The sequence below is a fragment of the Bifidobacterium choerinum genome (genome assembly GCF_000741135.1).
GTDB lineage: Bacteria > Actinomycetota > Actinomycetes > Actinomycetales > Bifidobacteriaceae > Bifidobacterium > Bifidobacterium choerinum.
On record NZ_JGYU01000002.1, the window covers coordinates 212,521 to 236,793 of the forward strand.

15 protein-coding genes and 2 pseudogenes are annotated in these 24,273 nt (G+C 62.2%); 15 read left to right on the plus strand and 2 right to left on the minus strand.

All coding sequences use genetic code 11. The annotated features are described in order from the left end of the window. The first annotated feature begins 106 nt into the window (after window positions 1-106). From gtfA to BCHO_RS01980, 10 genes and pseudogenes are all read left to right on the plus strand, one after another. Complete coding sequence (gtfA, locus tag BCHO_RS01935) at window positions 107-1,630, plus strand: sucrose phosphorylase (RefSeq protein ID WP_024541475.1); 1,524 nt, start codon at window positions 107-109, stop codon at window positions 1,628-1,630. Window positions 1,631-1,674: 44 nt separating this feature from the next. Beyond that, window positions 1,675-3,275: pseudogene (locus tag BCHO_RS01940) on the plus strand (MFS transporter). Window positions 3,276-3,479: 204 nt separating this feature from the next. Next, entirely contained in the window at window positions 3,480-4,892 is a 1,413-nt protein-coding gene (locus BCHO_RS01945; RefSeq protein WP_024541473.1) for a DUF262 domain-containing protein, read from the plus strand. After that, window positions 4,889-7,033 (plus strand): GmrSD restriction endonuclease domain-containing protein, encoded by a 2,145-nt coding sequence (locus BCHO_RS01950; protein WP_024541472.1) that lies wholly within the window; start codon window positions 4,889-4,891, stop codon window positions 7,031-7,033. The genes BCHO_RS01945 and BCHO_RS01950 overlap by 4 nt, the downstream gene beginning before the upstream one ends. Window positions 7,034-7,236: 203 nt before the next feature. Next, the gene (locus tag BCHO_RS01955) at window positions 7,237-8,805 is read left to right on the plus strand and encodes an MFS transporter (protein ID WP_024541471.1); all 1,569 of its coding nucleotides are present in this window, start codon (window positions 7,237-7,239) and stop codon (window positions 8,803-8,805) included. Between the two features lie 494 nt (window positions 8,806-9,299). Continuing rightward, on the plus strand, window positions 9,300-10,673 hold the full coding sequence (locus tag BCHO_RS01960; protein WP_024541470.1) for an MFS transporter: 1,374 nt from the start codon (window positions 9,300-9,302) through the stop codon (window positions 10,671-10,673). 409 nt (window positions 10,674-11,082) lie between these two features. Then, window positions 11,083-12,144 carry a ketol-acid reductoisomerase gene (gene ilvC, locus BCHO_RS01965; protein WP_024541469.1) on the plus strand — a complete coding sequence of 354 codons (1,062 nt, stop codon included), beginning with the start codon at window positions 11,083-11,085 and terminating at the stop codon, window positions 12,142-12,144. 147 nt (window positions 12,145-12,291) lie between these two features. Continuing rightward, window positions 12,292-12,558, plus strand: a complete 267-nt coding sequence (locus tag BCHO_RS01970) for a type II toxin-antitoxin system TacA family antitoxin (protein ID WP_029675684.1) — start codon at window positions 12,292-12,294, stop codon at window positions 12,556-12,558. Continuing rightward, window positions 12,558-13,061, plus strand: coding sequence for a GNAT family N-acetyltransferase (locus BCHO_RS01975; RefSeq protein WP_237743015.1), 504 nt, complete (start codon window positions 12,558-12,560; stop codon window positions 13,059-13,061). Before BCHO_RS01970 ends, BCHO_RS01975 begins: the two co-directional genes overlap by 1 nt. Before the next feature lie 386 nt (window positions 13,062-13,447). Continuing rightward, window positions 13,448-14,707 (plus strand): MFS transporter, encoded by a 1,260-nt coding sequence (locus tag BCHO_RS01980; protein ID WP_051354934.1) that lies wholly within the window; start codon window positions 13,448-13,450, stop codon window positions 14,705-14,707. A 181-nt stretch (window positions 14,708-14,888) separates the two neighbouring features. On the opposite strand, the gene BCHO_RS01985 is transcribed toward BCHO_RS01980, so the two are convergent. Then, on the minus strand, window positions 14,889-16,535 hold the full coding sequence (locus BCHO_RS01985; protein WP_237743016.1) for a sialate O-acetylesterase: 1,647 nt from the start codon (window positions 16,533-16,535) through the stop codon (window positions 14,889-14,891). Window positions 16,536-16,615: 80 nt separating this feature from the next. Then, window positions 16,616-17,689 carry a GDSL-type esterase/lipase family protein gene (locus BCHO_RS01990; protein WP_024541466.1) on the minus strand — a complete coding sequence of 358 codons (1,074 nt, stop codon included), beginning with the start codon at window positions 17,687-17,689 and terminating at the stop codon, window positions 16,616-16,618. A 300-nt stretch (window positions 17,690-17,989) separates the two neighbouring features. Between BCHO_RS01990 and BCHO_RS01995 the strand changes: the two genes are divergently transcribed. The 5 genes and pseudogenes from BCHO_RS01995 (at window position 17,990) to BCHO_RS02010 (ending at window position 24,118) form a co-directional block, all read left to right on the plus strand. After that, window positions 17,990-19,372, plus strand: coding sequence for a GH1 family beta-glucosidase (locus BCHO_RS01995; RefSeq protein WP_024541465.1), 1,383 nt, complete (start codon window positions 17,990-17,992; stop codon window positions 19,370-19,372). 996 nt (window positions 19,373-20,368) lie between these two features. Further along, window positions 20,369-21,556: pseudogene (locus tag BCHO_RS02000) on the plus strand (ABC transporter substrate-binding protein). Between the two features lie 689 nt (window positions 21,557-22,245). After that, window positions 22,246-22,398, plus strand: a complete 153-nt coding sequence (locus BCHO_RS09500) for a hypothetical protein (protein WP_237743017.1) — start codon at window positions 22,246-22,248, stop codon at window positions 22,396-22,398. Next, entirely contained in the window at window positions 22,398-23,186 is a 789-nt protein-coding gene (locus tag BCHO_RS02005) for a carbohydrate ABC transporter permease (RefSeq protein ID WP_237743018.1), read from the plus strand. Before BCHO_RS09500 ends, BCHO_RS02005 begins: the two co-directional genes overlap by 1 nt. Before the next feature lie 62 nt (window positions 23,187-23,248). Continuing rightward, a complete protein-coding gene (locus BCHO_RS02010; protein ID WP_029675681.1) occupies window positions 23,249-24,118 on the plus strand; it encodes a carbohydrate ABC transporter permease in 870 nt (289 codons plus the stop codon). Window positions 24,119-24,273: the final 155 nt, after the last annotated feature.

Below are 24,273 nucleotides of genomic sequence, written 5' to 3' on the forward strand. Positions count from 1 at the left end.
ACCGGTTCGATGCAACACCAGCGATTCGGTTCCGGGGCTTCGGCTCAACTGATTGATCCCAACGGTGTGATTGACCGACGGCAACTGACTCGACGAGGAGGAACTCGTGAAGAACAAAGTACAGCTCATCACCTACGCGGATCGTCTCGGCGACGGCAACCTCGCCTCGCTGACCGACATCCTGCGCACCCGTTTCGACGGTGTCTACGAAGGCGTGCACATCCTGCCGTTCTTCACGCCCTTCGACGGCGCCGACGCCGGCTTCGACCCGATCGACCACACGAAGGTCGATCCGCGGCTCGGCGACTGGGACGACGTCGCCGAACTCGCCAAGACGCATGACATCATGGTCGACGCGATCGTCAACCACATGAGCTGGCAGTCGCGCCAGTTCCAGGACGTGCTCAAGCGCGGCGAGGGATCCGAGTACTATCCGATGTTCCTGACGATGAGCTCGGTGTTCCCGGACGGTGCGACCGAGGAGGAGCTCGCCGGCATCTACCGCCCGCGTCCGGGCCTGCCGTTCACGCACTACAGCTTCGCCGGCAAGACGCGCCTCGTCTGGGTCACGTTCACGCCGCAGCAGGTGGACATCGACACCGACTCCGCCAAGGGCTGGGAATACCTGATGTCGATCTTCGACCAGATGAGCAAGTCGCATGTCAAGTACATCCGCCTCGACGCCGTCGGCTACGGCGCGAAGGAGTCCGGCACGAGCTGCTTCATGACGCCGAAGACCTTCCGGCTGATCTCCCGCCTGCGCGAAGAGGCGTCCAAGCGCGGCCTCGAGATCCTCATCGAAGTCCACTCGTACTACAAGAAGCAGGTGGAGATCGCGTCGAAGGTGGACCGCGTCTACGACTTCGCGCTGCCGCCGCTGCTGCTCCACTCGCTGTTCACCGGCGACGTGGACGCGCTCGCGCACTGGACCGAGATCCGCCCGAACAACGCCGTCACCGTCCTCGACACGCACGACGGCATCGGCGTCATCGACATCGGCTCCGACCAGCTCGACCGTTCGCTCAAGGGACTCGTCCCCGACGAGGACGTCGACGCGATGGTCGAGACGATCGCGAGGAACACGCACGGCGAATCGAAGGAGGCGACCGGCGCCGCCGCGTCGAACCTCGACCTCTACCAGGTGAACTCCACCTACTATTCGGCGCTCGGCTGCAACGACCAGCACTACATCGCCGCGCGCGCCGTGCAGTTCTTCCTGCCCGGCGTGCCGCAGGTCTACTACGTCGGCGCGCTCGCCGGAGCCAACGACATGGCGCTGCTCAAGCGCACGAACGTCGGACGCGACATCAACCGCCACTACTACACGACCGCCGAAATCGATGAGAACCTCGAACGCCCGGTCGTGCGGGCGCTCAACGCGCTCGCGCGCTTCCGCAACGAACTGTCGGCCTTCGACGGCGACTTCAGCTACGCGACGAGCGACGACGGCAAGACGATCAGTTTCACGTGGAACGATGACGACACGTCGGCGACGCTGACCTTCACGCCGTCGAAGGGCATCGGCGTCGACAACACGCAGTCGGTGGCGACGCTCGCATGGCAGGACGCCGACGGCGACCACGTCAGCGACGACCTGATCGCGAACCCGCCGGTCGCGCGCAAGCACTGAGCGCAGCCGGACGCAACGGACGACGAAACGGAAAAGAGGAGATCATGGTGGACGAACAGGGAGCCGGCGGCAAGCCGGCCGGCAACGGCTACATCCGACCGGGCATCGACGACCGACCCGACTTGGACAAGGCACTGAGCGCCGAAGACAAGGAGAACATCGCGCGTCTGGCCGCGCCGATGCCGAAGAAACGCGCCGCCGAAAGCAGCGTCGACGACGAGCAGACGCAGAGCGTCAAGCTCGCCACCGATTCGCAGGTCCCCGGCTCCGGCATGGCCGCGCTCGCCGCCGTCGACACGGCGGTGCCGGACGAGGACTCGGCGTTCATGGACATGCGCGACCCGATGGTGTCGGCCGACGGCCACCGCCCGACGAAGACGGAGATCGTGCGGCTCGGCGTCGGTTTCACGGTGTCCGCAATCGCCTGCGCAATCCCGTGGGTCGCGCTGAGCACCGTCATCCTGCCGCGCGTGTTCGAGCAGATCGACGCCGGCAGCAAGGTGTTCATGCTCGGCCTCGTCAACTCGATCGGCGCGTTCGTCGCCCTCGTCGCGAACATCGTCTTCGGCACGCTCTCCGACCAGACGCGTTCGCGCTTCGGCAAGCGTACGCCGTGGATCGTGATCGGAGGCCTCATCACCGGCCTGAGCATCGGCGCGGTCGCATTCACGCGCTCCGAAGCGCTCATCGTGACGCTGTGGTGCGTCGCGCAGATGGGTTACAACATGATGCTCGCGCCGTACGTCGCCGTCATGTCCGACCGCGTCCCCGACAAGGTGCGCGGCACGATCTCCGGATTCTACGGCGCCGGCATCGCCGTCGGACAGACGCTCGGCTCGGTCGTCGGCGCCGCGTTCCTCACGCGCGGCGATGCAGGCATTTTCCAGGCATGGATGATGGGTCTCGGCGTCTTCTCGCTCGTCGGCATCTTCGTCGTTGTCGTATGGCCGCGCGAGAAGTCGAGCAAATTCGAAGCCGACGGCGAGAAGCTGAGTGCGAAGGCGATTCTGCGCAACTTCCGCCCGCCGCGCCACGCGCCCGACTTCTACTACGCGCTCGTCGGCCGCACATTGATGATGGGCGGCTACTGGATGATCACGACCTACCAGCTGTACATCGCACAGGACTACATCTACGCCGGCGACCCGCACGCCACCGACAAGGCCGCCGCGATCATCGCGACGATGGGCGTCATCACGCTCGTCGTGTCGCTGATCGCCGCTGTCACGGCCGGTCCGATCACCGACCGCATCGGCCGCCGCAAGCTGCCGGTCGCGCTCGCGAGCTGCCTGTTCGCCGTTGGCGCCGCGATGCCGCTGCTGTTCCGCTCGCCGATGGGCATGTATCTGTTCGCCGCGATCGCCGGCCTCGGCTACGGCGTCTACAACGCGATCGACCAGGCGCTCAACGTGGCTGTGCTGCCGAATCCGAAGGAGGCGGGCAAGGATCTGGGCATCCTCAACCTCGCGAACACGCTTTCGACGGTCATCGGCACGATGATGACGTCGATCGTCGTCTCGATTGCGAAGTCGGCGATGCACGCGTCCGATACGCCGGCGGCCGCCTATGCGTGGTGTTCGTCGTCGCGATCGTCATCGTGCTCATCGCGGCCGCGCTCGTCATGCGCATCCGCAACGTCAAGTGACGCTTTCCCTTCATCGTCACATTGCCAAGCCGGCGACGTTCATGTCGCCGGCCTTTTCTCGTATGCCGATCGCGAGATGCCGCCGCCGTCGCATGGTGTCGCGTCGGCGATGCGTACGCATGACGTCGCCTATGATGGACGTGGGTATCCGGCGGAACGATATGTGGTCTGGCGTTCCGTCTCACGCATGGTGAGGGAGACGTGATGGGCGGCGATGCGATCAACGTGGAGGTCTGCAGCATTCGCGAACTACTGCGCTGCCCGTTGCAGGTGCCTCCCTATCAGCGCCCCTACGTCTGGCAGGCGTCCAACGTGCTCCAGCTGATCGAGGATATCGAGCACTCGGCGCAGGCCGATCCCGCGACGGATGAATCCCGATATCGCATCGGCACCGTCATCGTCTATCGGAACGAAGACGGGACGTCGCTCGACATCGTCGACGGGCAGCAGCGGGTGATCACGTTGCATCTGATTCTGGCCGTGCTGGGGGAGCGTAAGGATGGTATGCGGCTGGATATGCGCGATGACGAGCAGACTCGCCGGCATCTGTACGAGAACGATCATGCGATACGGCAATTAATGGATTCGTGGGAGGGCGATCGGCGCTCGCAATTTGCGGGTCGCCTGCTCGATGGCTGCGAGGTACTGAAGGTTAGGTCAGACCATCTGTCCGAAGCATTCCAGATGTTCGATTCGCAGAATGCGCGCGGCAAGGAACTCGACCCCACCGATCTGCTCAAGGCGTTCCATCTTCGCCGCATGGATGCCGACGGCGTGGATGAAAGCCGCAAACAACAGCTGGTGCGGCGGTGGGAGCTGCATCAGGATGAGATCCAGCCGCTCTTCGGTGCATATCTCTATCGCATCGCATGCTGGGGTCGAAGAGAGAAGGCGAAGCCCGGAGGTCTGGATTCGGATTCCATCGCCATGTTCAAAGGCATCGATCTGCCGGGCCGCGGCAACGAGCGGCAATGCGCGCCGTGGCAGCGCAATTATGTCACGGCCTGGTATGCGAGCAAGGAGCGCGCCGATGACGGGGCGGAGACGTCATATGCGTTCCAGATCGATCAGCCGGTGATCAACGGCGAGGCGTTTTTCTGCTTCGCGGAGCATTATCGGACGCTGCTCCGGCAGCAGCTCATGCATGATGAGGATCCGTGGAAGGAAGCCTGCGCCGATGTCGTGCCCTTTGTGGACGAGTGGCGGTACCGTTACATGACCGAACTCTTCCATACCATCCTGCTGTATTACCGGGATCGATTCGGCGATGGCGACGCCGTCGAAGCCGCCAGAATGGCGTTCCTGCATGCCGCGTATATGAGACTCGCCATGCGCTCGTTGCGGTTTGCCACCGTCAACAACTATGCGCTGGGCGCCGATCGATGGTGGCGGAACGCCCGCATATTCGAGATGATCCGCGATGCTGACCGCGGGCGTGATGTGTTGTCCCATATGGCGCGCATTGCTCGGGAGCCTCTTGATGAAGATTCAGACAACGTGAAGCGGCGCTATCAGGAACTGTGGAGCCGCTATATGCGACGCGATTCCAAGTCTCGGGCCGGTGATGGAGGCATGGAAGAAGAGGGGAACATGAAGCGTGGGGAGGAGACCCGATGACGGGCAAGCCGGCGGTACTGAACATCGCTGAACTCTTCGACGAGGGATGCATATATCGGGTTCCGATCTATCAGCGCGCATATGCGTGGGGCGCTGATGAAATCAAGACGCTGCTCGACGACGTCAGGCGTGCCGACGGCCAGTACTATCTGGGCTCGTTGGTCGTTGCGAGGTGCGGCAGTGAGCGGAACAGGACCGTGTACGAGGTCATCGACGGGCAGCAACGTCTGACCACGCTGTATCTGCTGATGGCGGCGCTCTGCCATGACGATGACGATCAAGCCGCCGCTGCGTTGGACGCATGGCATATGCGATTGGAATATGAATGCCGTGCCGAATCATATGGGGCGTTGCTGCAACAGCTGCGTAAGAGCGGCGCGCCCGATCAGCCGGAGGACGTCGGCGCGCAGGACGGACCTTCCGATCAGGAGACGATGTGCCGCCCATTGCTCGACGGATATCAGATCATCCGTCAGGACTTCGAAGATCCGGAGCGCCGGATAGACCTCGAAAAACTGCGTACCAATGTGAGCATCGTGCGTGACGAATTGCCTTCGGGAACCGACCTCAACCGCTATTTCGAAGTCATGAATACGCGCGGCGTGCAGCTCAGGCCGCAGGATGTCGTCAAGGCGCGCCTCATGAGCGCCGTATCCTCCCCGACCGATCGCGAAACCATCGGCCGCATCTGGGATGTCTGCTCGGATATGGATCACTACATGCAATGCCTCGCGACTCCCGATGAGCGGACGCGATGGTTCGGCGAGGGGTGGACGTCGGCGCCGCCTGCCGATTGGAACCGACTCGTCGGCGAGGCGGCTCCGGACAATGATGGCGGCGACGACGGCAGTGCCAAATTATCCAAGTCATTCGAGGATGTGCTGCAGGAAGCACTCAGCGAGGAACCGCTGCAAGTGGGACAGCAGACGCAATCGGGCGCCCATTCGGACGACGAAGCCGAACGATATCGCTCCGTCATCAGCTTCTCGGCATTCCTCATGCATGTGCTGCACATCTACAGTGGCGACGAGAACGATGCTTCTGGCGACGTCAAGCAAACCTCTCTTGATGATGCGGAATTGCTCAGAGTATTTGACGACAAGGTGGCCAAGATATTTCCGAAAACTTCAGAGAACTCGGAAGACTCAGGGGACTCAGACGACAGTGCATCCGCGGAGGACAACGCGAAACGATTCGCTGCGGCGCTGCTGCGATGCCGTTTCCTGTTCGACAACTACATCGTCAAAACGCATATGGATTCGGCCGTTTCATCCGATGCCACCGAATGGACGCTCAAATGCTGCAGAAAAAACAAGAGCAAGAAGGAGCGGTCATACTACCTTGCCAATGCGTTCTCGGATGAGGTCCAGCAGGAACTGATCATGATCCAGTCCATGTTCCAGGTGACCGAAACGGGCAACAACCACAAGAACGCATTGTATGCAATGCTGCAATGGTTGTGGGCAAAGGAAGCCGTCGATGGATCTGCGTTCCTGCAACACATTCGGGAGTATGCGCGCGGGAGCCTTGAGGAGAAGCTGAAGCTGAAGGGTACGCTGACGGAAAAGCGCCGGTCGCAGATTCGTGAAGCCGTCAATCAAGGCGTCGGCACCGAGCATTTCATCTTCAACTATCTGGATTATGCGCTGTGGGAGCTGCTCAATCATGCCGATGATTCGCCGCAGGGACAGGACATGTCTGCAGCCGGCATCTTCGGAACCGATGAGCTGCCGGCGGTAGCGTCGGAAGTGCGTACGCGGTGGAATGAATACGCCGAGCAGGCCGAACATTCCGGCGAAGGCGCGCAGACTCTTGATTGCAGGCGGTTCCGTTTCCGCTACCGCAATTCCGTGGAACATTTCTCGCCGCAGCATCCTTTAAGCGGTGGCGATGCGCCGCCCAATGTAAACGATTTCGGCAATCTATGTCTGCTGACGGTTCGGGAGAACTCCCGCCGCAACAACCTCGACGCAATGGAGAAGATCAGGCATTTCAATGTGGCCCAGCAAAGCCTGAAATTCCAGTTCATGGTCGGACAGGCGCAGAAGGAGACCACATGGGGCGAGCAGCAGATAAAGGACCAGACCGAGCTGTGGATCCGATTGTTGGACGCGCTGAGCGACGCATCTCATGTCCGGTGAACGATGATCCGTTCTACGCCCCCGAGAACATGCGTCATCTGGAGCGGTCGATTCGCCAGTTGGAGCATGGTGACGTGTCCGAGCGCGAACTTCGGGAGTCGTGACGAATGCGCCGTCGCATATGCGCTCCCGGTGTGTGAATTCGTCTGCGCGCACGGCGGTAACGGGGCCACCGCCGTGCGGCTGCGGTTATCGTTGTGCGTATGAACGATCAGTCACAGTCACATGATGCGAACGACGCCGAGCGCCCCGCGCCGCGTCCGTTCCCGAATTCCGATTACATCCGCCCGGGCATCGACGACCGCCCGGACCTCGACAAGGCGCTATCCGACGAGGACAAGGCGGCCGTCGCGCGCCTCGCCGTGCGCCAGAAGCCGAAGACGCCGCCGGCCGCGGCCGACCAGCCGGAGGTGCAGGCCGCCGCGATGGGCGCGAACGCTCCCGTCGGGGGTGCCGACGAACCGGTACCCGACCTGGAATCCGCATTCCTCGACATGCGCGACCCGATGGTGGACGCGAACGGCTACCGTCCGACGAAGGGGGAGGTGCTGCGCATGAAGGTCGGTTTCATGGGCACGGCGTTCTTCCTCGCGTTCGCGCTCGCCGCGCTCAACATCACGCTCGTGCCGCAGGAACTCGATGCGTTGAGCGGTCCGATAGGTGGTGCCGTCGCGTTGTCGCGAGTGCTCGGCGTCGGCATCCTGTGTTCGCTTGTCGCGACCGTTTTCTTCCTGCCGCTGTCCGATCACACGCGCACACCCTTCGGACGCCGCGCGCCGTGGTTCGCCGCAGGCACGATCGTCGCCGTAGTCTTCGCGTTCTCGCTGAGCGCGTGCCATACGCCGGCCGCCGTCGGCGTCGTCTGGGCGCTGCTGCAGATCGGTCTGGCGGCGATGCTGTGCGCGTTACACGCGTCGATCGGCGAACGTGTACCGGACAAGTTCCGCGACGCCGTCGGCACATGGCGCACTGTCGGTCTGCTCGTCGGCCTGGTATTCGGCATCTGGTTCGGTGTACTGATGGCCTCCGCCCCCGCCGTCGGCATGGACCTGTGCGCCATCGCTCTGCTCGCCGCCGGCATCGTCGGTTTGCTCGTCATCCCGCGCGAGTCGTCGACCGTCTATTCGCGCGCGAAGCCGATGAAGACCGCCGACCTGCTGGTCACATTGCGCGTCACCCATCCGACGGCCGCATGGCGCACGATCTGCCTGACGCGGCTGTTCGCATCCGCCGGTGTCATGCTCACGATCGCCTACATCTGGTTTGTCGTGCGCTATCGGCGTGGCGCCGATGCGGGGCTCGACGTGCGCGCGACGATGACGATGGCCGCCCTCATGGGACTGCTGGCGTGCGCGATGGCGCTGCTGAGTGAAGGCGTCACCGATCTGCTGCGCGCGTCGCTCGACAACGATCGGCTTGTGCTGATGGTCGGCGTCGCGTTGGCGATCGTGGCAGCCATCGTGCCGCTCGTCAGCTATACGCCGGTCGGATTGTATGTGTTCGCCGGCATCGGCGGATTCGCGATCCATATGATCGACGACGCGCTGCAGTCGCTCGCCGTGGCTTCGGTGCCGCAGATCGACCGCGCCGCCGAATATCTCGCCGTGTTCAACACGAGCGCGACGGTGGGCCGTCTGCTCGGCGTCATCGTCGGCGGATTCGTCTTCGCCTACGCGGCCGTCTTCTCGTCCGTCTTCCTGTGGGCGGCGATCATGTTCGCGTTCGCCGGCGCGAGCGGCGCCGCGGCGATTGCATATGCCGCCAAACGCTGATGCTCGTTCCGGAGCGACGCATGTCCTCATCCGTCATGATGAGACGGCTATGCGTCGCTTTGTTGTATCTACGACGCTGTGCCTGCGCGCTGGCGAAACGTCTGTGCTGATCGCATTGTGGTGCAATGACATTGACTGCGGTGTCCGGCGTCGATATGCGCAACGTATTGTCTCACAATGTGGACATATGTCCGGAGTGTCTGCGTTCCCGGGGTACCTTCAATGTCAACGCGGCGCTGCTTCGCAGATGCGCCGTACAAGACGATGACGGATACACGGAAAGGAGGCTCGCGATGGATGAGGCCATGGTCGCACGACTGCAGATTGTACGAATTATTATCTCGCCATCGGCGAGCTGATTCGTATATCTGGAATCCAGCCCCGCCGATGGTGGCGGGGACGGGTCGTGAACTACCTCGGACCCCGCCATATGTGCGGGGTTTTTGCGTTCGTACCCCAAGCCATGAACGCAGGCAAACTATCAGGAGGTTTTCATGACCGCAGCCGAAACAGAGGCGGAATCCGCCGCAGTCACTCTCGCCCGACCGGCGTCGCGCACAGCGCGCTCGTCGGTCGGCACGATCATCGCCGCATCCATGGTGGGTACGACGATTGAATTCTACGATTTCTACGCGTATGGCACGGCCGCCGCGAACTACTTTCCGCGCGTGTTCTTCTCCGACCGGACGAACCCGACCGTCGCGCTGCTGCTCTCGCTGGTCACCTTCGCCGTCGCGTTCCTCGCACGCCCGGTCGGTTCGTTGATCTTCGGGCATTTCGGCGACTCGATCGGGCGCAAGGCGACGCTCGTCGTCTCGCTGATGACGATGGGCGTGGCCACGTTCCTCATCGGCTGCCTGCCCGGATATGACGTGTGGGGTGTGTGGGCCGTGATCATGCTGTGCGTGTGCCGTTTTGTGCAGGGCATCGGCCTCGGCGGTGAATGGTCCGGCGCCGCGCTCGTGGCCACCGAGAACGCGCCTGCCGACAAGCGCGCACTCTATGGTTCGTTCCCCGAACTCGGCGCGCCGATCGGCTTCTTCCTGTGCAACGGCACCTACGTGGTGCTTGAGATGTTCAACGATGACGCGGCGATGCTCGCGTGGGGATGGCGCGTGCCGTTCCTGCTGTCGTCGCTGTTGGTGGTCGTGGGGCTGCTCGTGCGCGTCCATATGGAGGAGACGCCGGCATTCCGCGCCGCACAGCGGAGCCAGCGCGTTGTCAAGGCCCCGGCGGTCGAGGTGTTCCGTACGAGCTGGAGGCAGGTGCTGCAGGCGACGTTCCTCGTCGCCGTCACCTATACGCTGTTCTATACGCTCGCCACATGGTCGCTCGCGTGGGCTACGAAGACGGATGCGCAGGGAGGCGGCGGCCTTGGCTTCTCGACGAAGGAATATATGACGATGCTGATGATCTCAGTATGCGTGTTCGCCGTGTTCATCGTCCTCTCGTGCGTGTTTGCGGATCGGCTCGGTCGTCGTCACGTGATCATCGGGTCGTCGGTCGCACTGCTCGTGTTCGCGGCGGTGTTCCCGTTGCTGATGAACCGTGCCGTCGTCGGTGTGCACAACACGGCCGCGGCGATGCTGTTCCTGTGCCTCGGCTTCGCGCTGATGGGTGTCGCGTTCGGACCGATTGGCGCATTGCTGCCCGAACTGTTCAGCGTCAACGTGCGCTACACCGGATCCGGCATCGGCTACAATCTCGCGGCGATCGTCGGTGCGGCATTCGTGCCGTCGGTGGCTACATGGCTTTCGTCGCATTGGGGCGTGGGCTCGGTTGGTCTGTATCTGGGCGTCATGGCGCTGGGTTGCCTTGTGGCGATACTGACCTGCCATGAGACCAAGGATGTGGATTACATGCGGTGACCCGCGGATGGTTCATGCATGATCGACGCGTCAGGTAAGGAGGCTGCACGGCGGCGGCGCGGGTCGCGCACAGCATAGCAAGAAGTCCACAATGTGGACAAAACATCATGCCGATGCAAGACGGAAGCTGGTGATGATGCGCTGTTTTCCAAAAGAAATCACGCATATCCCAAAACGGGGCGTCGATGGTATCCAAAAGATGGACTCGGCGTCGAGGCGCTTGCGGATTTCGGTAAGATGAGGACTCAGTTTTGGAGACAAAATCTCCGACACGGCGGGAAGCCTGCATACACGGATCGGTCGTCCCATACCATGGGGCGTGCGGTGCATGGGGCAGGTGCAAGAACAAACACAGGCATCGCGAACGGCACAATGTTCGGTGATGCAAACAATGAAGGAGTATGCCAATATGGCAGCACAGATCTGGTACGAAGACGACGGCGATCTCTCGGTTCTCGACGGCAAGAAGGTCGCGATCATCGGTTACGGCTCGCAGGGCCACGCTCACGCGCTCAACCTGCGTGATTCCGGTGTGGACGTCGTCGTCGGCCTGCGCCCGAACTCGAAGTCGGTCCAGTTTGCGAAGGATCAGGGCCTTGAGGTCAAGAGCGTTCCGGAAGCTGCTGCAGAAGCCGACGTCATCATGATCCTGGCTCCTGATCAGTATCAGAAGGGCATCTGGGACAACGACATCGAGCCGAACATCAAGCCGGGCGCCGCTCTGGCCTTCGCGCACGGCTTCAACATCCACTATGGCTACATCAAGCCGTCCGAGGACCATCCGGTCTTCATGGTCGCCCCGAAGGGGCCAGGCCACATCGTGCGTCGTGAGTACGCCGCCGGCCGTGGCGTCCCGGTCGTGACCGCCGTCGAGCAGGATCCGCGCGGCGACGGCTGGGATCTCGCCCTCGCCTACGCCAAGGCCCTCGGCGCGCTGCGCGCCGGCGCCATCAAGACGACCTTCAAGGAAGAGACCGAGACCGATCTCTTCGGTGAGCAGAACGTGCTCCTCGGCGGCGTCAACAAGCTCGTCGAGATGGGCTTCGAGGTCCTCACCGACGCCGGCTACCAGCCGGAGATCGCCTACTTCGAGGTCTGCCACGAGCTCAAGATGATCGTCGACCTGATGAACGAAGGCGGCCTGAACAAGGATCGTTGGTCCTGCTCCGACACCGCCCAGTACGGCGACTACGTCAACACCGTGATCGACGAGCACGTTCGTGAGCGCATGCAGTACCACCTCAAGCGCATCCAGGACGGCTCCTTCGCCCAGGAGTTCATGGACGACCAGGCCGCTGGCGCCCCGAAGTTCAAGCAGCTCCAGGAGGAGTACTCGAACGTCCGCATCGAGGAGGTTGGCCCGAAGCTCCGCGCGATGTTCTCCTGGAACAACGAGGCCGCGAAGGACGCCGACGAGGCCAACTCCTTCACCGGCAAGATCGCACGCGCCCAGGTTCAGGACGCCGAGTGATCGCAGCCCGGCCCCAGCAGGCCGGATAGTCTAACCTAGGTTTCAAGGTGGGGTGCACAACAACCGTTGTGCACCCCACCTTTGCATTGAGGGGACGCGCCATCCGTACGATTTTGATTGTACGGTAAATTACCGTACAATAGTGGCATGGCAACGATTACACGAACAGCTCGCATTGACATGCGGCTTACCGAACAGGAAAAACAGCTCATCGAACGGGCGAGCGCCGCGACTGGATCGCGCCTCACCACATGGTGCATCAACAACCTTCTCGCCGATGCCAAGCGCGATCTGCATGCCAACAACATCATCCAACTGTCGGATGAGGCTTTCGAAGAGTTTGTTGAGCATCTGGATGAGCCGCTGACCGACGCACAGAAACAGTTCCTTGCCTACCAACCGGAATGGGCGTGATGCCGATGCCGTTCACCCGCCCTGAGCGTGCTCGCCAAACCGTGGATTTCGGCGTATTCGATTGTGGGGCGCCGCAGATCGACGATTGGCTGAGGTGCCATGCCAATGTGTCCAATAGGAATGGGAGTGCTGCGCTGTATCTGTCCCACTGTGCGCAGAATGGCGAACTTGCGGGGGTGTATACGTTGAGCTCCACAACGGTCGTACGCAGTGAGACGCATGCGCCATGGATGCGGCGCAATGCGCCCATACTGATCCCTACTGTGCTCCTTGGGCAGCTTGCGGTTGCACGGCAGTTCCAGCATCAGGGATTGGCCAAGGCGCTTGTGCGCGATGCGGTGGACCGGACGCTCCGGCTCGCGTTGTCGGTCGGCGTGCGCGCGCTGGTCGTGGACCCGCTGAACGATGCTCTCACATCGTTCTATGAGTCGCTTGGATTCGAAGGGTTCGTGGCTGATTCACACATGTACTTCCGCATGCCCAAGTACCCACGGCCTGATTGAGCACTGGAATGTGAAGTCGCTTATCTATATCGAGATCCGCAGCGTTGCGGCACAAAAGTTATAACAAATATAACAAGTATAAAAAAGTATAACAGCTCCACTTGTTTGACGGATTCCGCAAGGCACTGCTACATTGGTGCTTTATGTGTGGAAGAGCCATGATGGCGAAGGTTGCGCGGGCGTCCCCTGCGCGCATTGATGCGCATCCTCTGCCTTCCGTGATCCGGTGATCCGGATGCATCCAACCAAATGAATCATATGCGGCGCAGCCGGTCGGCTGGCGTCTGCCGCAGCATGCCACCAATCGATGTTCAGGAAACGCCCGTGATCACGGGCCTTGCCTCGCATGCGCGCAGACCGCCGCTTCATCGAGGAAATGAACCATCATGACCACAACACATCTGCAATCATGGCGCACCCGGGTCGCGTTGTTGCTTGCCGGGCAGACGCTTTCGCTCATCGGGTCGAGCGTCGTGCAATACGCGATTGTCTGGCATCTCGCCATGCGCACCGATTCCGGCGCCGTCATGACCGTGACGACACTGTGCGCCGCCCTGCCGCAGGCGATTGTCTCCCTGTTCGGCGGCGTGTGGGCCGACCGTTGGAACCGCAAGGCGCTCATCATGCTGCCCGACGCGCTCATCGCCCTGGCGACCGTCGCGTTGGCGCTGTCCATCGCCAACGGCGGCGAGGCGCTTGCTCTGTTCTTCGTCATCCTCTTGATCCGCTCGGCCGGCGGGGGCGTGCAGACGCCCGCCGTGCAGTCGCTCATCCCCGACATCACGCCCGAGGAGAAACTGCTGCGTGTCAACTCGATCAACGGCACGATCCAGTCGGTCAACATGATCGCCGCGCCCGCGATCGCGGCCGTGCTCATCAACATCATGCCGCTGTGGGCGATCCTGTACGTCGACGTGACGACCGCCGTCATCGGCATTGCGTTCGTCGCGCTGATCCGTGTGCAGAGCGCGGCGCGCACGCGGTCGAATGAAGCACCATCGGTCCTCACCGAGATGCGCGCGGGGCTGCGCTACGCGTGGCGCTACCCGCGGATCCGCAGCGTGCTCATCTCGTACGCGCTCGTGTGCTTCGTCAACATCGCGCCGATGAACCTCACCCTGCTGCTCATGAACCGCGGTTTCCAGGGGCAAACCCTCGACCTAAGATTCACCGTGCTCGAAACCGCCGCCGACAAGCTCGCCGCGAACGAGATGGCATGGAGCGTGGGCATGGTGGTCGGCGGCGCGCTGCTGGCGACGGTCGGCGCGAAACTATTCCATGACAACATGGCGCTGCTCGCCGCCGCGTTCTTCGGCATGGGCATAGGCACGGTCGCACTCGGACTGGCACCGACGCTGCTCCTCTATCTTTTCGTCGATTTCCTCATCGGCGTAAGCACGGCGATCGGCACATCGCCCACATACACGCTGCTGCAGCAGGAGACCGAATCCGACATGCAGGGACGCGTCTTCGGGCTGCTCACCACGTTCTCCGGATTCGGCACACCGCTCGGCATGCTCGTGTTCGGTCCGCTCGCCGATGTGGTGGACGTGCGTGTGATCTTCGTCGTGGGTGGTGTGCTGACAATCCCGTTCGGTGTGTGGCTGCTGCGGGTGGATAAACGGTGGGCGCGCAAAGTGAGATAGCCGTCTTGGCGCGCCCTTTCGTTTTCCGCTATGGGTAGTGTTTCTTCCGCTACGGGTAGTGCGTATTTATCGGAAAACAATATGATATGACCCGTTTTGCACTACCCGTAGCAGCAAGAGCCACTACCCATAACGAAGAGGGGTTGGCGTGGCGTGACCACCACGGCCACCGCGCCGAGCACTACCCCGCATACGGCAGCGCCGGCAGGTTGGCGCCATTGAACAGCGGCGCCGGGCCCCAGCTCTTCCACGCATACCGCGCGGCAGTGGGGGAGTCGATCTGCGATGCCTCGACGCGCACGGTCACGCGTTCGCCGTCGCCGGGCAGGATCCGCGCGCCCGCGTCCACATATGCACCATCCGCGCCGGCGATTTCGAACCCCGATTCACCGGCCGCGCGCGCCGCTCTCATGGGCCGCCGTGCGCATCGTGTCAGGCGTCGTGCCGCGCCAATGCAGTCCGCGCGCGTGGTGAAGGTCACGTCGAGCGCGCCGCCTTCCGCCGGCGCCACGCTCGTCACGCGCGGGCTTTCCGCCTCAATGTCCGCGCGCCCGTACACCCCACGCAACGCCATGTCCGCGATGCGCGTGCCGACGGTCGCCTTGTCGAGCGGGTGGATGTTGTCGAACTCGCCGCAGTCCATCGTGCACACGAGCAGCACGTCGTCGAGCGTCTCGCTCGCATCGAGCTGCGCCGCGCGGATGACGGGCCAGTGCCGCGGGTCTTCGCCGCGTGCGGCCACCTGCCCGTCGATCCACTGCGGCAGCTGCACCACGATGAACGGCAGTGCGCGTGCGTCCGCATCGGCCTGGTATCCGACCTCCGGTTCCTCATACCCGGCGAGATTCCACAAGGTGCGCCATTCCTCGATGAGCAGGCCGAGCAGCTCGCGGTACGACTCGCACTGCGCCTCGTCCTCCTCGCCCTGGTACCAGAGGAATCCGCGCAGCGTGTACGGCGCCACACGCCGCACCATCGCCTCATACGGCGCGCTCACGCGGCGTTCGGAGAACGGCGTGACCGGCGGCGGCCACGGGCAGGGGCCGATCTCCGCGTCGATCTGCGGCTGGGTGATGCCGGGGTGGGCCTCTTTCATCGCCGCGACGTCGTTGTTCCACTGGTCGAACACCGTCTGCCAGTGGTCGGCCTCCGCGCGCATCTGTTCCTCGGTTTTGCCTGCGATCGCCGCTTCGTACCGCTCCACGTAGGGGCGGCCAGCGTCGGAGCCGACGAGCGTGGCGCGGCTCATCCAGCTGGTGATCGACGTGCCGCCGATGTAGCAGTCGATGATACCAACGGCCACATCCGCGCCGAACTGCGCGCGCAGGCGGGCGCCGAAATGGTAGGCGACCGCCGACATGCCGGCGACTTGCGGCGCCACCGCCGGCTTCCAGCCGGAAGCGGACTCCGCGGCCTCGTCGATGCGGCCGGCCTTGGGCGTGTTATAGAAGCGCAGCAGTGGATCGGATGCCGCGGTGATCGCCTCGGCGCCATGTTCGCTCGTGTGCAGTTCGAGCTCCATGTTGCTTTGCCCGCCGGCGAGCCAGACTTCGCCGATCATCACATCGGTGAAATCCAAACGGTCTGTTTCATGTGAAACACGCATGGTATACGGTCCGCTTGCCGGCAGGGATGGCAGGATCGCGAGCCACGGAGCCTCGGTCTCATGCTCACCGCCTGTCTGGGCCGTGGCCATCGTCTGCGCGACGGTCACACCCTGCGCGTCCGTCAGGTCGATCACGACGCGCTCGCCGGCCGGCGCCGTGCCGAACACGGCGATTGGCGTCTCGCGCTGCAGCACCATATGGTCACTGAACACAGCGGCCACGTGCAGCAAGCCATTGTGCGTGCGGTCCGCCGCCCCGGCGAGCGGGCCGCCGCCCGTGACCCCGCTCGCTCCCGGCGCGCTCACTGCTCCCACAGTTCTTCGCCGAACGACTCGAGATACGCGCACAGCTCACGCGCCATCTCCTCGTCCTCGGCGATGCGCGGGTGGCCGGGCGTGCCGGTGCCCGCGCGCGAATACGCGAAATGTGTGACCTGCGGGTCGTTGCACTCCGCCACCACTGCGTCGATCGCGCGGTCCCAGTTCGCGTCATGCTCAAGCACCGTCGTCGTGCACACGATGTGCGCGTCGGGGTATTGCGCACGCAGCGCGCGGATGAAGTCGGCGTACCGCGCGCGCCAATGCGCCGCGGTCTCGCCGGTGTAGTCGCGCGCCATGAAATCGCTGGGGTGTGAATCGTTCTGCCCGAGCGCGATGACGACGACGTGCGGCTCATACTCGCGGAAATCCCACATGACCGGCTCGCCGAGCGCGGGATTGTACGCCGCGCGGTTCCAGATGCTCTCCATACCGATGTAGTTGGGCGCATTGAACCAGCCGATGCCGTCGAGCAGCGGCACGCCGCCCTGCGCGATGATGCGCAGGTCCGCGCCGAGCTTGCGGGCGGCGATCGCGCCGTACGAATACCACGAGTTGCTGTAGCTCGACAGATCCACGTCCGGGTCGGCCTTGCCCGTGTACAGCACCGCCTCGTTGCGTTCGCCGCAGCTCACCGAATCGCCGTAGATCTCGATGCGGCGCTCGCTCGGTGGCTGTGCGGGCCCGGCGACGCGCGTGTCGTCGTCGACGAGCACGCCGGCGAACTCAAGATAATGCATGCCGCCGTCCTGACGTTTGAACACGACCGCCTCATGCTCGACCGGGGGCAGGTGGTCGGCGATCGTGAGCGTGAGCATATCGGTCTCCGCGTCTTCGGCGCAGCCCGCGGGCATGCCCGGCTCGGCGGGGCTGGGGATGCGCACGCTGTACTGCGTGTTGTCAATGATCGCGCCGAGGCGGATGTCGCCGTAATTCCAATGGTTGCGCAGGCGTACGGCGAGCGTGCGGCCGGTGAAGCGGAAGCGCACCTGCGTGTACGGGTAGACCCACAGCTGGCCGCCGTCCGCGGTGGCGGTGATGCGGCCTTCGGTGCGCAATGACTCGTCTGAGGCGGAGATGAACTGCTGGCACTCCTTTGTGTGTGGCTGTGTGCGCGGGTTTTACGTGCGCCGGGCACTGTCGATTATCGGCGATAACCCTATGTGTGTCCACCGGTATCGATGATAGCGAAGCCGTCCGGCGCGACATGCTGAAGCGCTACAGTATTTGGAATAGTTATGGTTTGTTGATAATCTATTCAACAAGGCAAGCGCAGGCAATGGTTGCCGGGCTATCGCACACTCACCCCAGCTGCACGGGCATAACAGCATGCGGCGCCAACTAGAAAGGAATCACCGATGACGATGATCTTCCCCAAGGGATTCATGTTCGGCACGGCCACCGCGGCGTATCAGATCGAAGGCGCGGTTGCCGAAGGCGGCCGTACGCCGTCGATCTGGGACACGTTCTCGCACACAGGCCACACGCTCAACGGCGACACCGGCGATGTGGCCGATGATTTCTACCACCGTTGGGAAGACGACCTCAAGCTGCTGCGCGACCTGGGGGTGAACGCCTACCGCTTCTCGATCGGCATCCCGCGCGTCATCCCCACGCCGGATGGCAAGCCGAACCAGGAAGGCCTTGATTTCTACAGCAGGATCGTCGACCGCCTGCTCGAATACGGCATCGCGCCTATCGTGACGCTCTACCACTGGGACCTGCCGCAGTACATGGCGTCTGGAGACGGCCGTGAGGGCGGCTGGCTCGAGCGCGAGACGGCGTACAGGATCGCCGATTACGCCGGCATCGTGGCCAAGTGCCTGGGGGACCGCGTGCACACGTACACGACGCTCAACGAACCCTGGTGCTCGGCCCATCTGAGCTATGGCGGCACCGAGCATGCGCCGGGCCTCGGCGCGGGGCCGCTTGCGTTCCGCGCGGCGCACCACCTCAACCTCGCCCATGGCCTCATGTGCGAAGCCGTGCGCGCCGAAGCCGGGGCGAAGCCGGGGCTGTCCGTGACGCTCAACCTGCAGATTTGCCGCGGAGACGCCGACGCGGTGCACCGCGTGGACCTCATCGGCAACCGCGTGTTCCTTGATCCGATGCTGCGCGGGCGCTACCCTGACGAGCTGTTCTCGATCACGAAGGGCATCTGCGACTGGGGGTTCGTGTGCGACGGCGACCTCGACCTCATCCGCCAGCCGATCGACGTGCTCGGCCTCAACTATTACTCCACGAATCTGGTGAAGATGAGCGACCGCCCGCAGTTCCCGCAGAGCACGGAAGCGTCCACGGCGCCCGGTGCGAGCGATGTCGACTGGCTGCCGACAGCCGGTCCGCACACCGAGATGGGGTGGAACATCGACCCGGATGCGCTGTACGAGACGCTTGTGCGGCTCAACGACAACTATCCGGGCATGCCGCTTGTGGTGACCGAAAACGGCATGGCGTGCCCCGACAAGGTGGAAGTGGGCACCGACGGTGTGAAGATGGTGCACGACAACGACCGCATCGACTACCTGCGCCGACACCTTGAAGCGGTGTACCGCGCGATCGAGGAGGGCACCGATGTGCGCGGATACTTCGCGTGGTCACTGATGGACAACTTCGAGTGGGCCTTCGGCTATAGCAAGCGCTTCGGCCTGACCTACGTGGACTACGAGTCGCAGGAGCGCATCAAGAAAGACAGCTTCGACTGGTACCGCCGCTTCATCGCCGACCATAGCGCGCGCTGATGGCATCCGCAGCTCCCTACAACGGCTGCTTCCGGCTTTTTCGCCGGAAGCAGCCGTTGTTGTGTCTGGGGCATCTTCGAGCATAGAGGAGCTAAAACGTGTTGTTCATCCTGTCGGCAACACGTTGTGGCGGTGGGCGACGAGCCTCTGAGCACCCCTGACGAAAGTCATATCCGAGGCCGCTGAGGATGACAACCGTCTGTACCTGTCCGAAAAAACGGAACGGCACCGATTTTTGAGACAGATACGCCTCATAACTGTCTGAAAAAACGGAAGGGTACCGATATTTCAGACAGATATGCCTCGCCAAGGAAAAGCGCGCATATCAATGGGCGCCCCCAATGCAGACAGGCCGGTGCGCTTGCTGTCACAACATGGTGCCGACAGGATAGACAACACGCTCGGTTCCTATACGCTCATCTTCGTGGTCCTATATATGAAGTGAGCAGGTGCGCTGTACATCGGCGGCACATTGAGACTCGCCGAATTCGTGAAGCGCTTAATGCTTTTTTGACTACAACGTGAAAATGGAGTTGACGGCAAGGGAAGGCAGTCGATGCGGTGTTTGCAGGCGATAATTGTTGAAAACATTGGGAAAATGGTTGTATTAATGATAACGATTGCATGGCATTTGAGCTGTGCTGAGCACGCGTAGGTATGACGGAACTACTTAAGCGCTTGACAAGCTGTAAGAAGTCGGATATATTGATTCCATCGTTCGCCTCAGGCAGAGAAGCCCAGAGGTGATCACAGCTCACAGTTGAGCGGGGATTCGGCGACGAAGCCCGGAAGATAAGGAAGGAAAACAGAATGAACGTCAAGAAGATTGCGGCGGCAGGCATTGCGGCGGCGTGTCTGATCAGCGTGGCGGCATGCGGAGGCAATGGCTCCGCGGACTCCAACAACAAGTCCGGCGTCACCTACCCGGAGATCAAGCTCGGCGAGACCGGCAAGGACCTCAAGGCCGAGATCACGTTCTTCAACGGCCGCACCGACATGGGTCTGGCCTCGTACCCGGGCAAGAACTGGGAGTCCTACATGAAGGACTTCAACGAGATGTACCCGGGCATCAAGGTCAAGGTGCAGACCGATTCGAACTACGCCGATTCCGCGCTCACCCGCCTGCAGGCGAACAATGATTCGTGGGATGTCATGATGATTCCGGCGGTCGACCGTTCCGAGTTCTCAAACTACTTCGTCTCCTATGGCGCCACCGAAGACATGGACAAGGAGATCAAGCTCGCCAACGAGAAGGCCTATGACGGCCAGACTTACGGCATCGCCACTGATGGCCAGACCTCCGGCGTCGTCTACAACGCCAAGGTGTTCAAGGACGCGGGCGTCACCGAGCTGCCGAAGACCCCCGAGGAGTTCCAGGCCGCGCTCAAGAAGATCAAGGAGAACACCAAGGCGATCCCGCTGTACACCAACTTCGCTGAGGCTTGGGCCATGGCGCCTGGGACGCCTACATCGGCGGCAACGCGACCGGCGACCCGAAGTTCATGAACCAGTCATGCCGCACGACAAGACCCCGTTCAAGAAGGACGACAAGGCTCGGACACCCACCCGTACGCCGTCTACAAGACGCTGTACGACGCGGTTGCGAATGGCTACACCGAAGAGGATTACTCCACGACCGATTGGGAGTCGTCGAAGGGCCGCATCAACAACGGCGAGATCGCGACGATGGTGCTCGGCGCCTGGGCTGTGCCGCAGATGAAGCAGGCCGGTGACCACCCGGACGACGTGCAGTACATGCCGTTCCCGATCACCGTTGACGGCAAGCAGTACGCCACGCTCGCCGGCAACTACTCGATGGGCATCAACAAGAACTCCGACAAGGACCGTCAGGAAGCCGCGATGATCTTCGTCAAGTGGATGACCGAGAAGTCGGGTTATGCGCAGAACGAAGGCGGCATCCCGATTGTCAAGAGCGACGACAGCCTGCCGGAGACCTACGAGCACTTCAAGGACGTTGAGCTGATCGTCGACGACCCGGCGAAGGAAGGCGAAGAGGACCTCTTCGCCGACATCAACTCCGATTCCGAGCTCGGCATCAACAACGGCAACGGCAAGAAGATTCAGGACATCGTGACCGACGCCGCCAACAAGACCAAGACCATCGACCAAATCATGGGCGAATGGGACGAGAAGTGGGGTGCGGCTGTCGAGTCCGAGAGCTGACTCACCCCGCGCGGCCGTAGGCCGGCGCGCATATAGACCAACTCCTCTTTTCCCTTCCCTCCAGAACGGTGGCGGCCCCTCATCATGAGGGGCCGCCACCGTTCTGGCATGCGTGCGAGCGGGCGCCAGGCTGTGGAGCGACGGGATGAGGCGGCTATATATTATGCGCTTAAGTATTGTGACATACGATTGAGAAGGGCTTGAGCGCGCGAAAAACGAGAGAAATCAGCCATTTTTCAAGTATTCTTGAGGCGGTGAGGGGAATGTGTGTGAAGTGCGTGTACAGAACGCCGCGCACCAAGTCGCCGCAATTAAGTTGACTACAGCGTGTTGGGTTGGATCGAGGAAGTGCAAGAATTGTTGGAATGACGTGCTTTTCGAGCGTGACACGGCGTAACTTAAGCGCTTGACAAACTGAAATCACAGCGATATATTATGTGGCATCGCTTATCACAGGCAGGCAGAGAAGCCTGAGGTGGATACCCGGGCGGGATTCATGGCTGAATCCCCAACGGGGCCGCGAACCTACAGCATTCGTGGTTGGATAAGGAAGGAACAGAGACCATCATGACTACCTCACAACCGGCTGTGGCACCGCCGAGGCGGTTCCGTTCAACAAGCAGCCCCGCGACTGGAAGAAGATCGGCATCATCGTCCTCTTCTGCGCGCTCCCCATTGCATTGCTCGTTGTGTTCACCTATCTGCCGTTCTTCCAGATGTGCGGATACAGCTTCTACAAGATGAAGTACATCGGCACCCCCAAGTTCATCGGCCTGAAGAACTACACCGACATCTTCACCCGCCCGGACCTGCTCGCCACGCTCAAGCTTTCGCTGTACTAATGGTCGGCGCGCTGATCCAGGTCGCCCTCGCCCTCTACCTGGCCACCGTGCTCGCCTTCAAGGTCAAGGGCGGCAGCTTCTTCAAGGGCGCCATGTTCTTCCCCTACCTGATCAACGGCATCGCCATCGGCTTCATCTTCAAGTTCTTCTACACCCGCGGCTACGTGCTCGACTCGGTGCTCCAGTGGTGCGGGTTCAGCCTCGACAACCTGCCGTACTGGCTGCGTGACCAGAAGGTGAACAACTGGTCGCTCGTGGCCTCCTCAGTGTGGAGGTACCTGGGCCAGACGATGATTCTCTTCATCGGCGCGATCATGTCGATCGACGGCTCGCTTTACGAGGCCGCGGAGATCGATGGCGCCAACAAGTGGCAGCAGTTCAAGCACATCATCCTGCCGGGCATCCAGACGATCCTCGTGCTCAACATCATCCTCTCGATCACCGGCTCGCTTTCCGCATTCGAGGCGCCGTACGTCATCACCTCGGGCGCCAACGGCACCGGCACCTTCTTTGTGCAGATGGACAAGATCGCGCACTCCGACCAGAAGGTCGGCCTCGCCTCCGCGATGGCCGTGGTGCTGCTCATCATCATCATGATCTGCGCGCTGCTGCAGAAGATCGTCATGGGCTGGCTGTTCCGTGACGCCGACGACGGCACCGCCAAGGCCCGCAAGCATGCGCAGAAGGTCGAGAAGCAGCGCAAGAAGGCGCTGCACCAGGCCAACAAGGTCAAGGCCGGCAACGCCCCGCTCTTCAGGAACGGAGCCAAGAAGGAAGCCGAGGCGTGAGCACGATGTCAAGCGAAACGATCACCCCGGACATGCAAACGAACTCGCAGAAAGGAAAGGCCATGGAAGCCTCCGTCGAAAAGGTGAGCGTCTGGTATCACGTGCGCCGTTGGATACTCTCCTTCCTCAAGTACTTCAGCCTCGTCTTCATCACGTTCTGCGTCCTGCTGCCGCTCGCCTCCTGCGTGTGGACGGCCGCGAAGACCGATGCGGAATACAAGACCGGCAACGTCATGGCGATGCCCCACAACTGGTTCAACTTCCAGAACTACGCGGACGCGTTCAAGCTGTCGAACATGGCCGTCGCCTTCCGCAACTCCTTCATCGTCCTCGTGTGCGTCTGCTTCATGACGACGATCATCGGCACCCAGCTCGCCTACGTCCTGAGCCGCTTCCAGTTCCCGGGCAACGCGTTCATCCGCGGCGCCTTCACGATCGCGGCGCTGCTGCCGGGCATCGCGATGCAAGTCGCGGTCTACAAGATCATGGGCAGCCTCGGCATGATCAACTCCCTGTGGGGCTACATCATCATGTCGATGGGCACCGATGTCATCTCGATCTACATCTTCATCCAATACTTCGAGAACCTGCCGATCTCGCTTGACGAGGCGGCGATGATCGACGGCGCGAGCTACTTCACAATCTACGGCCGCATCCTGCTGCCGCTGCTCAAGCCGGCCATCGTCACGGCCCTCATCCTCAAGGGCGTCGGCATCTACAACGAGTACTACGCAGCCAACCTCTACCTGCAGGACAAGCAGAAGCTCGGCACCGTGGCCATCTCGCTGTACGCCTTCACCGGCCCGCAGGGCTCGAAGTACAACCTGATCTGCGCAGGCGTCATCGTGACGCTGCTGCCCGCCCTGATCCTGTTCCTGATCTTCCAGAAGCAGATCTACAACGGCGTCGCAGCCGGCGCAGTCAAGGAGTGATCTAAGACTTACCCTTCCCCCTTTCCTCACCATCATGGAGCCGTGCCGAGCGAGTTGCGTGCGGCGCGGCTCCCTTCTCTTCTTCCTCTTCTTCAGCGGCTGATTCCGGTCGCCCCCGACATCCTCAGTTCCCTTCCGTGCGCGGCACAAGCCGG

Excerpts from the sequence above, each read along its gene's own strand:
- BCHO_RS01945 (WP_024541473.1), top strand. The coding sequence starts at position 3,480 with ATGGGCGGCGATGCGATCAACGTGGAGGTCTGCAGCATTCGCGAACTA.
- BCHO_RS01950 (WP_024541472.1), top strand. The coding sequence starts at position 4,889 with ATGACGGGCAAGCCGGCGGTACTGAACATCGCTGAACTCTTCGACGAG.
- BCHO_RS01955 (WP_024541471.1), top strand. The coding sequence starts at position 7,237 with ATGAACGATCAGTCACAGTCACATGATGCGAACGACGCCGAGCGCCCC.
- BCHO_RS01960 (WP_024541470.1), top strand. The coding sequence starts at position 9,300 with ATGACCGCAGCCGAAACAGAGGCGGAATCCGCCGCAGTCACTCTCGCC.
- ilvC (WP_024541469.1), top strand. The coding sequence starts at position 11,083 with ATGGCAGCACAGATCTGGTACGAAGACGACGGCGATCTCTCGGTTCTC.
- BCHO_RS01970 (WP_029675684.1), top strand. The coding sequence starts at position 12,292 with ATGGCAACGATTACACGAACAGCTCGCATTGACATGCGGCTTACCGAA.
- BCHO_RS01975 (WP_237743015.1), top strand. The coding sequence starts at position 12,558 with ATGCCGATGCCGTTCACCCGCCCTGAGCGTGCTCGCCAAACCGTGGAT.
- BCHO_RS01980 (WP_051354934.1), top strand. The coding sequence starts at position 13,448 with ATGACCACAACACATCTGCAATCATGGCGCACCCGGGTCGCGTTGTTG.
- BCHO_RS01995 (WP_024541465.1), top strand. The coding sequence starts at position 17,990 with ATGACGATGATCTTCCCCAAGGGATTCATGTTCGGCACGGCCACCGCG.
- BCHO_RS02005 (WP_237743018.1), top strand. The coding sequence starts at position 22,398 with ATGGTCGGCGCGCTGATCCAGGTCGCCCTCGCCCTCTACCTGGCCACC.
- BCHO_RS02010 (WP_029675681.1), top strand. The coding sequence starts at position 23,249 with ATGGAAGCCTCCGTCGAAAAGGTGAGCGTCTGGTATCACGTGCGCCGT.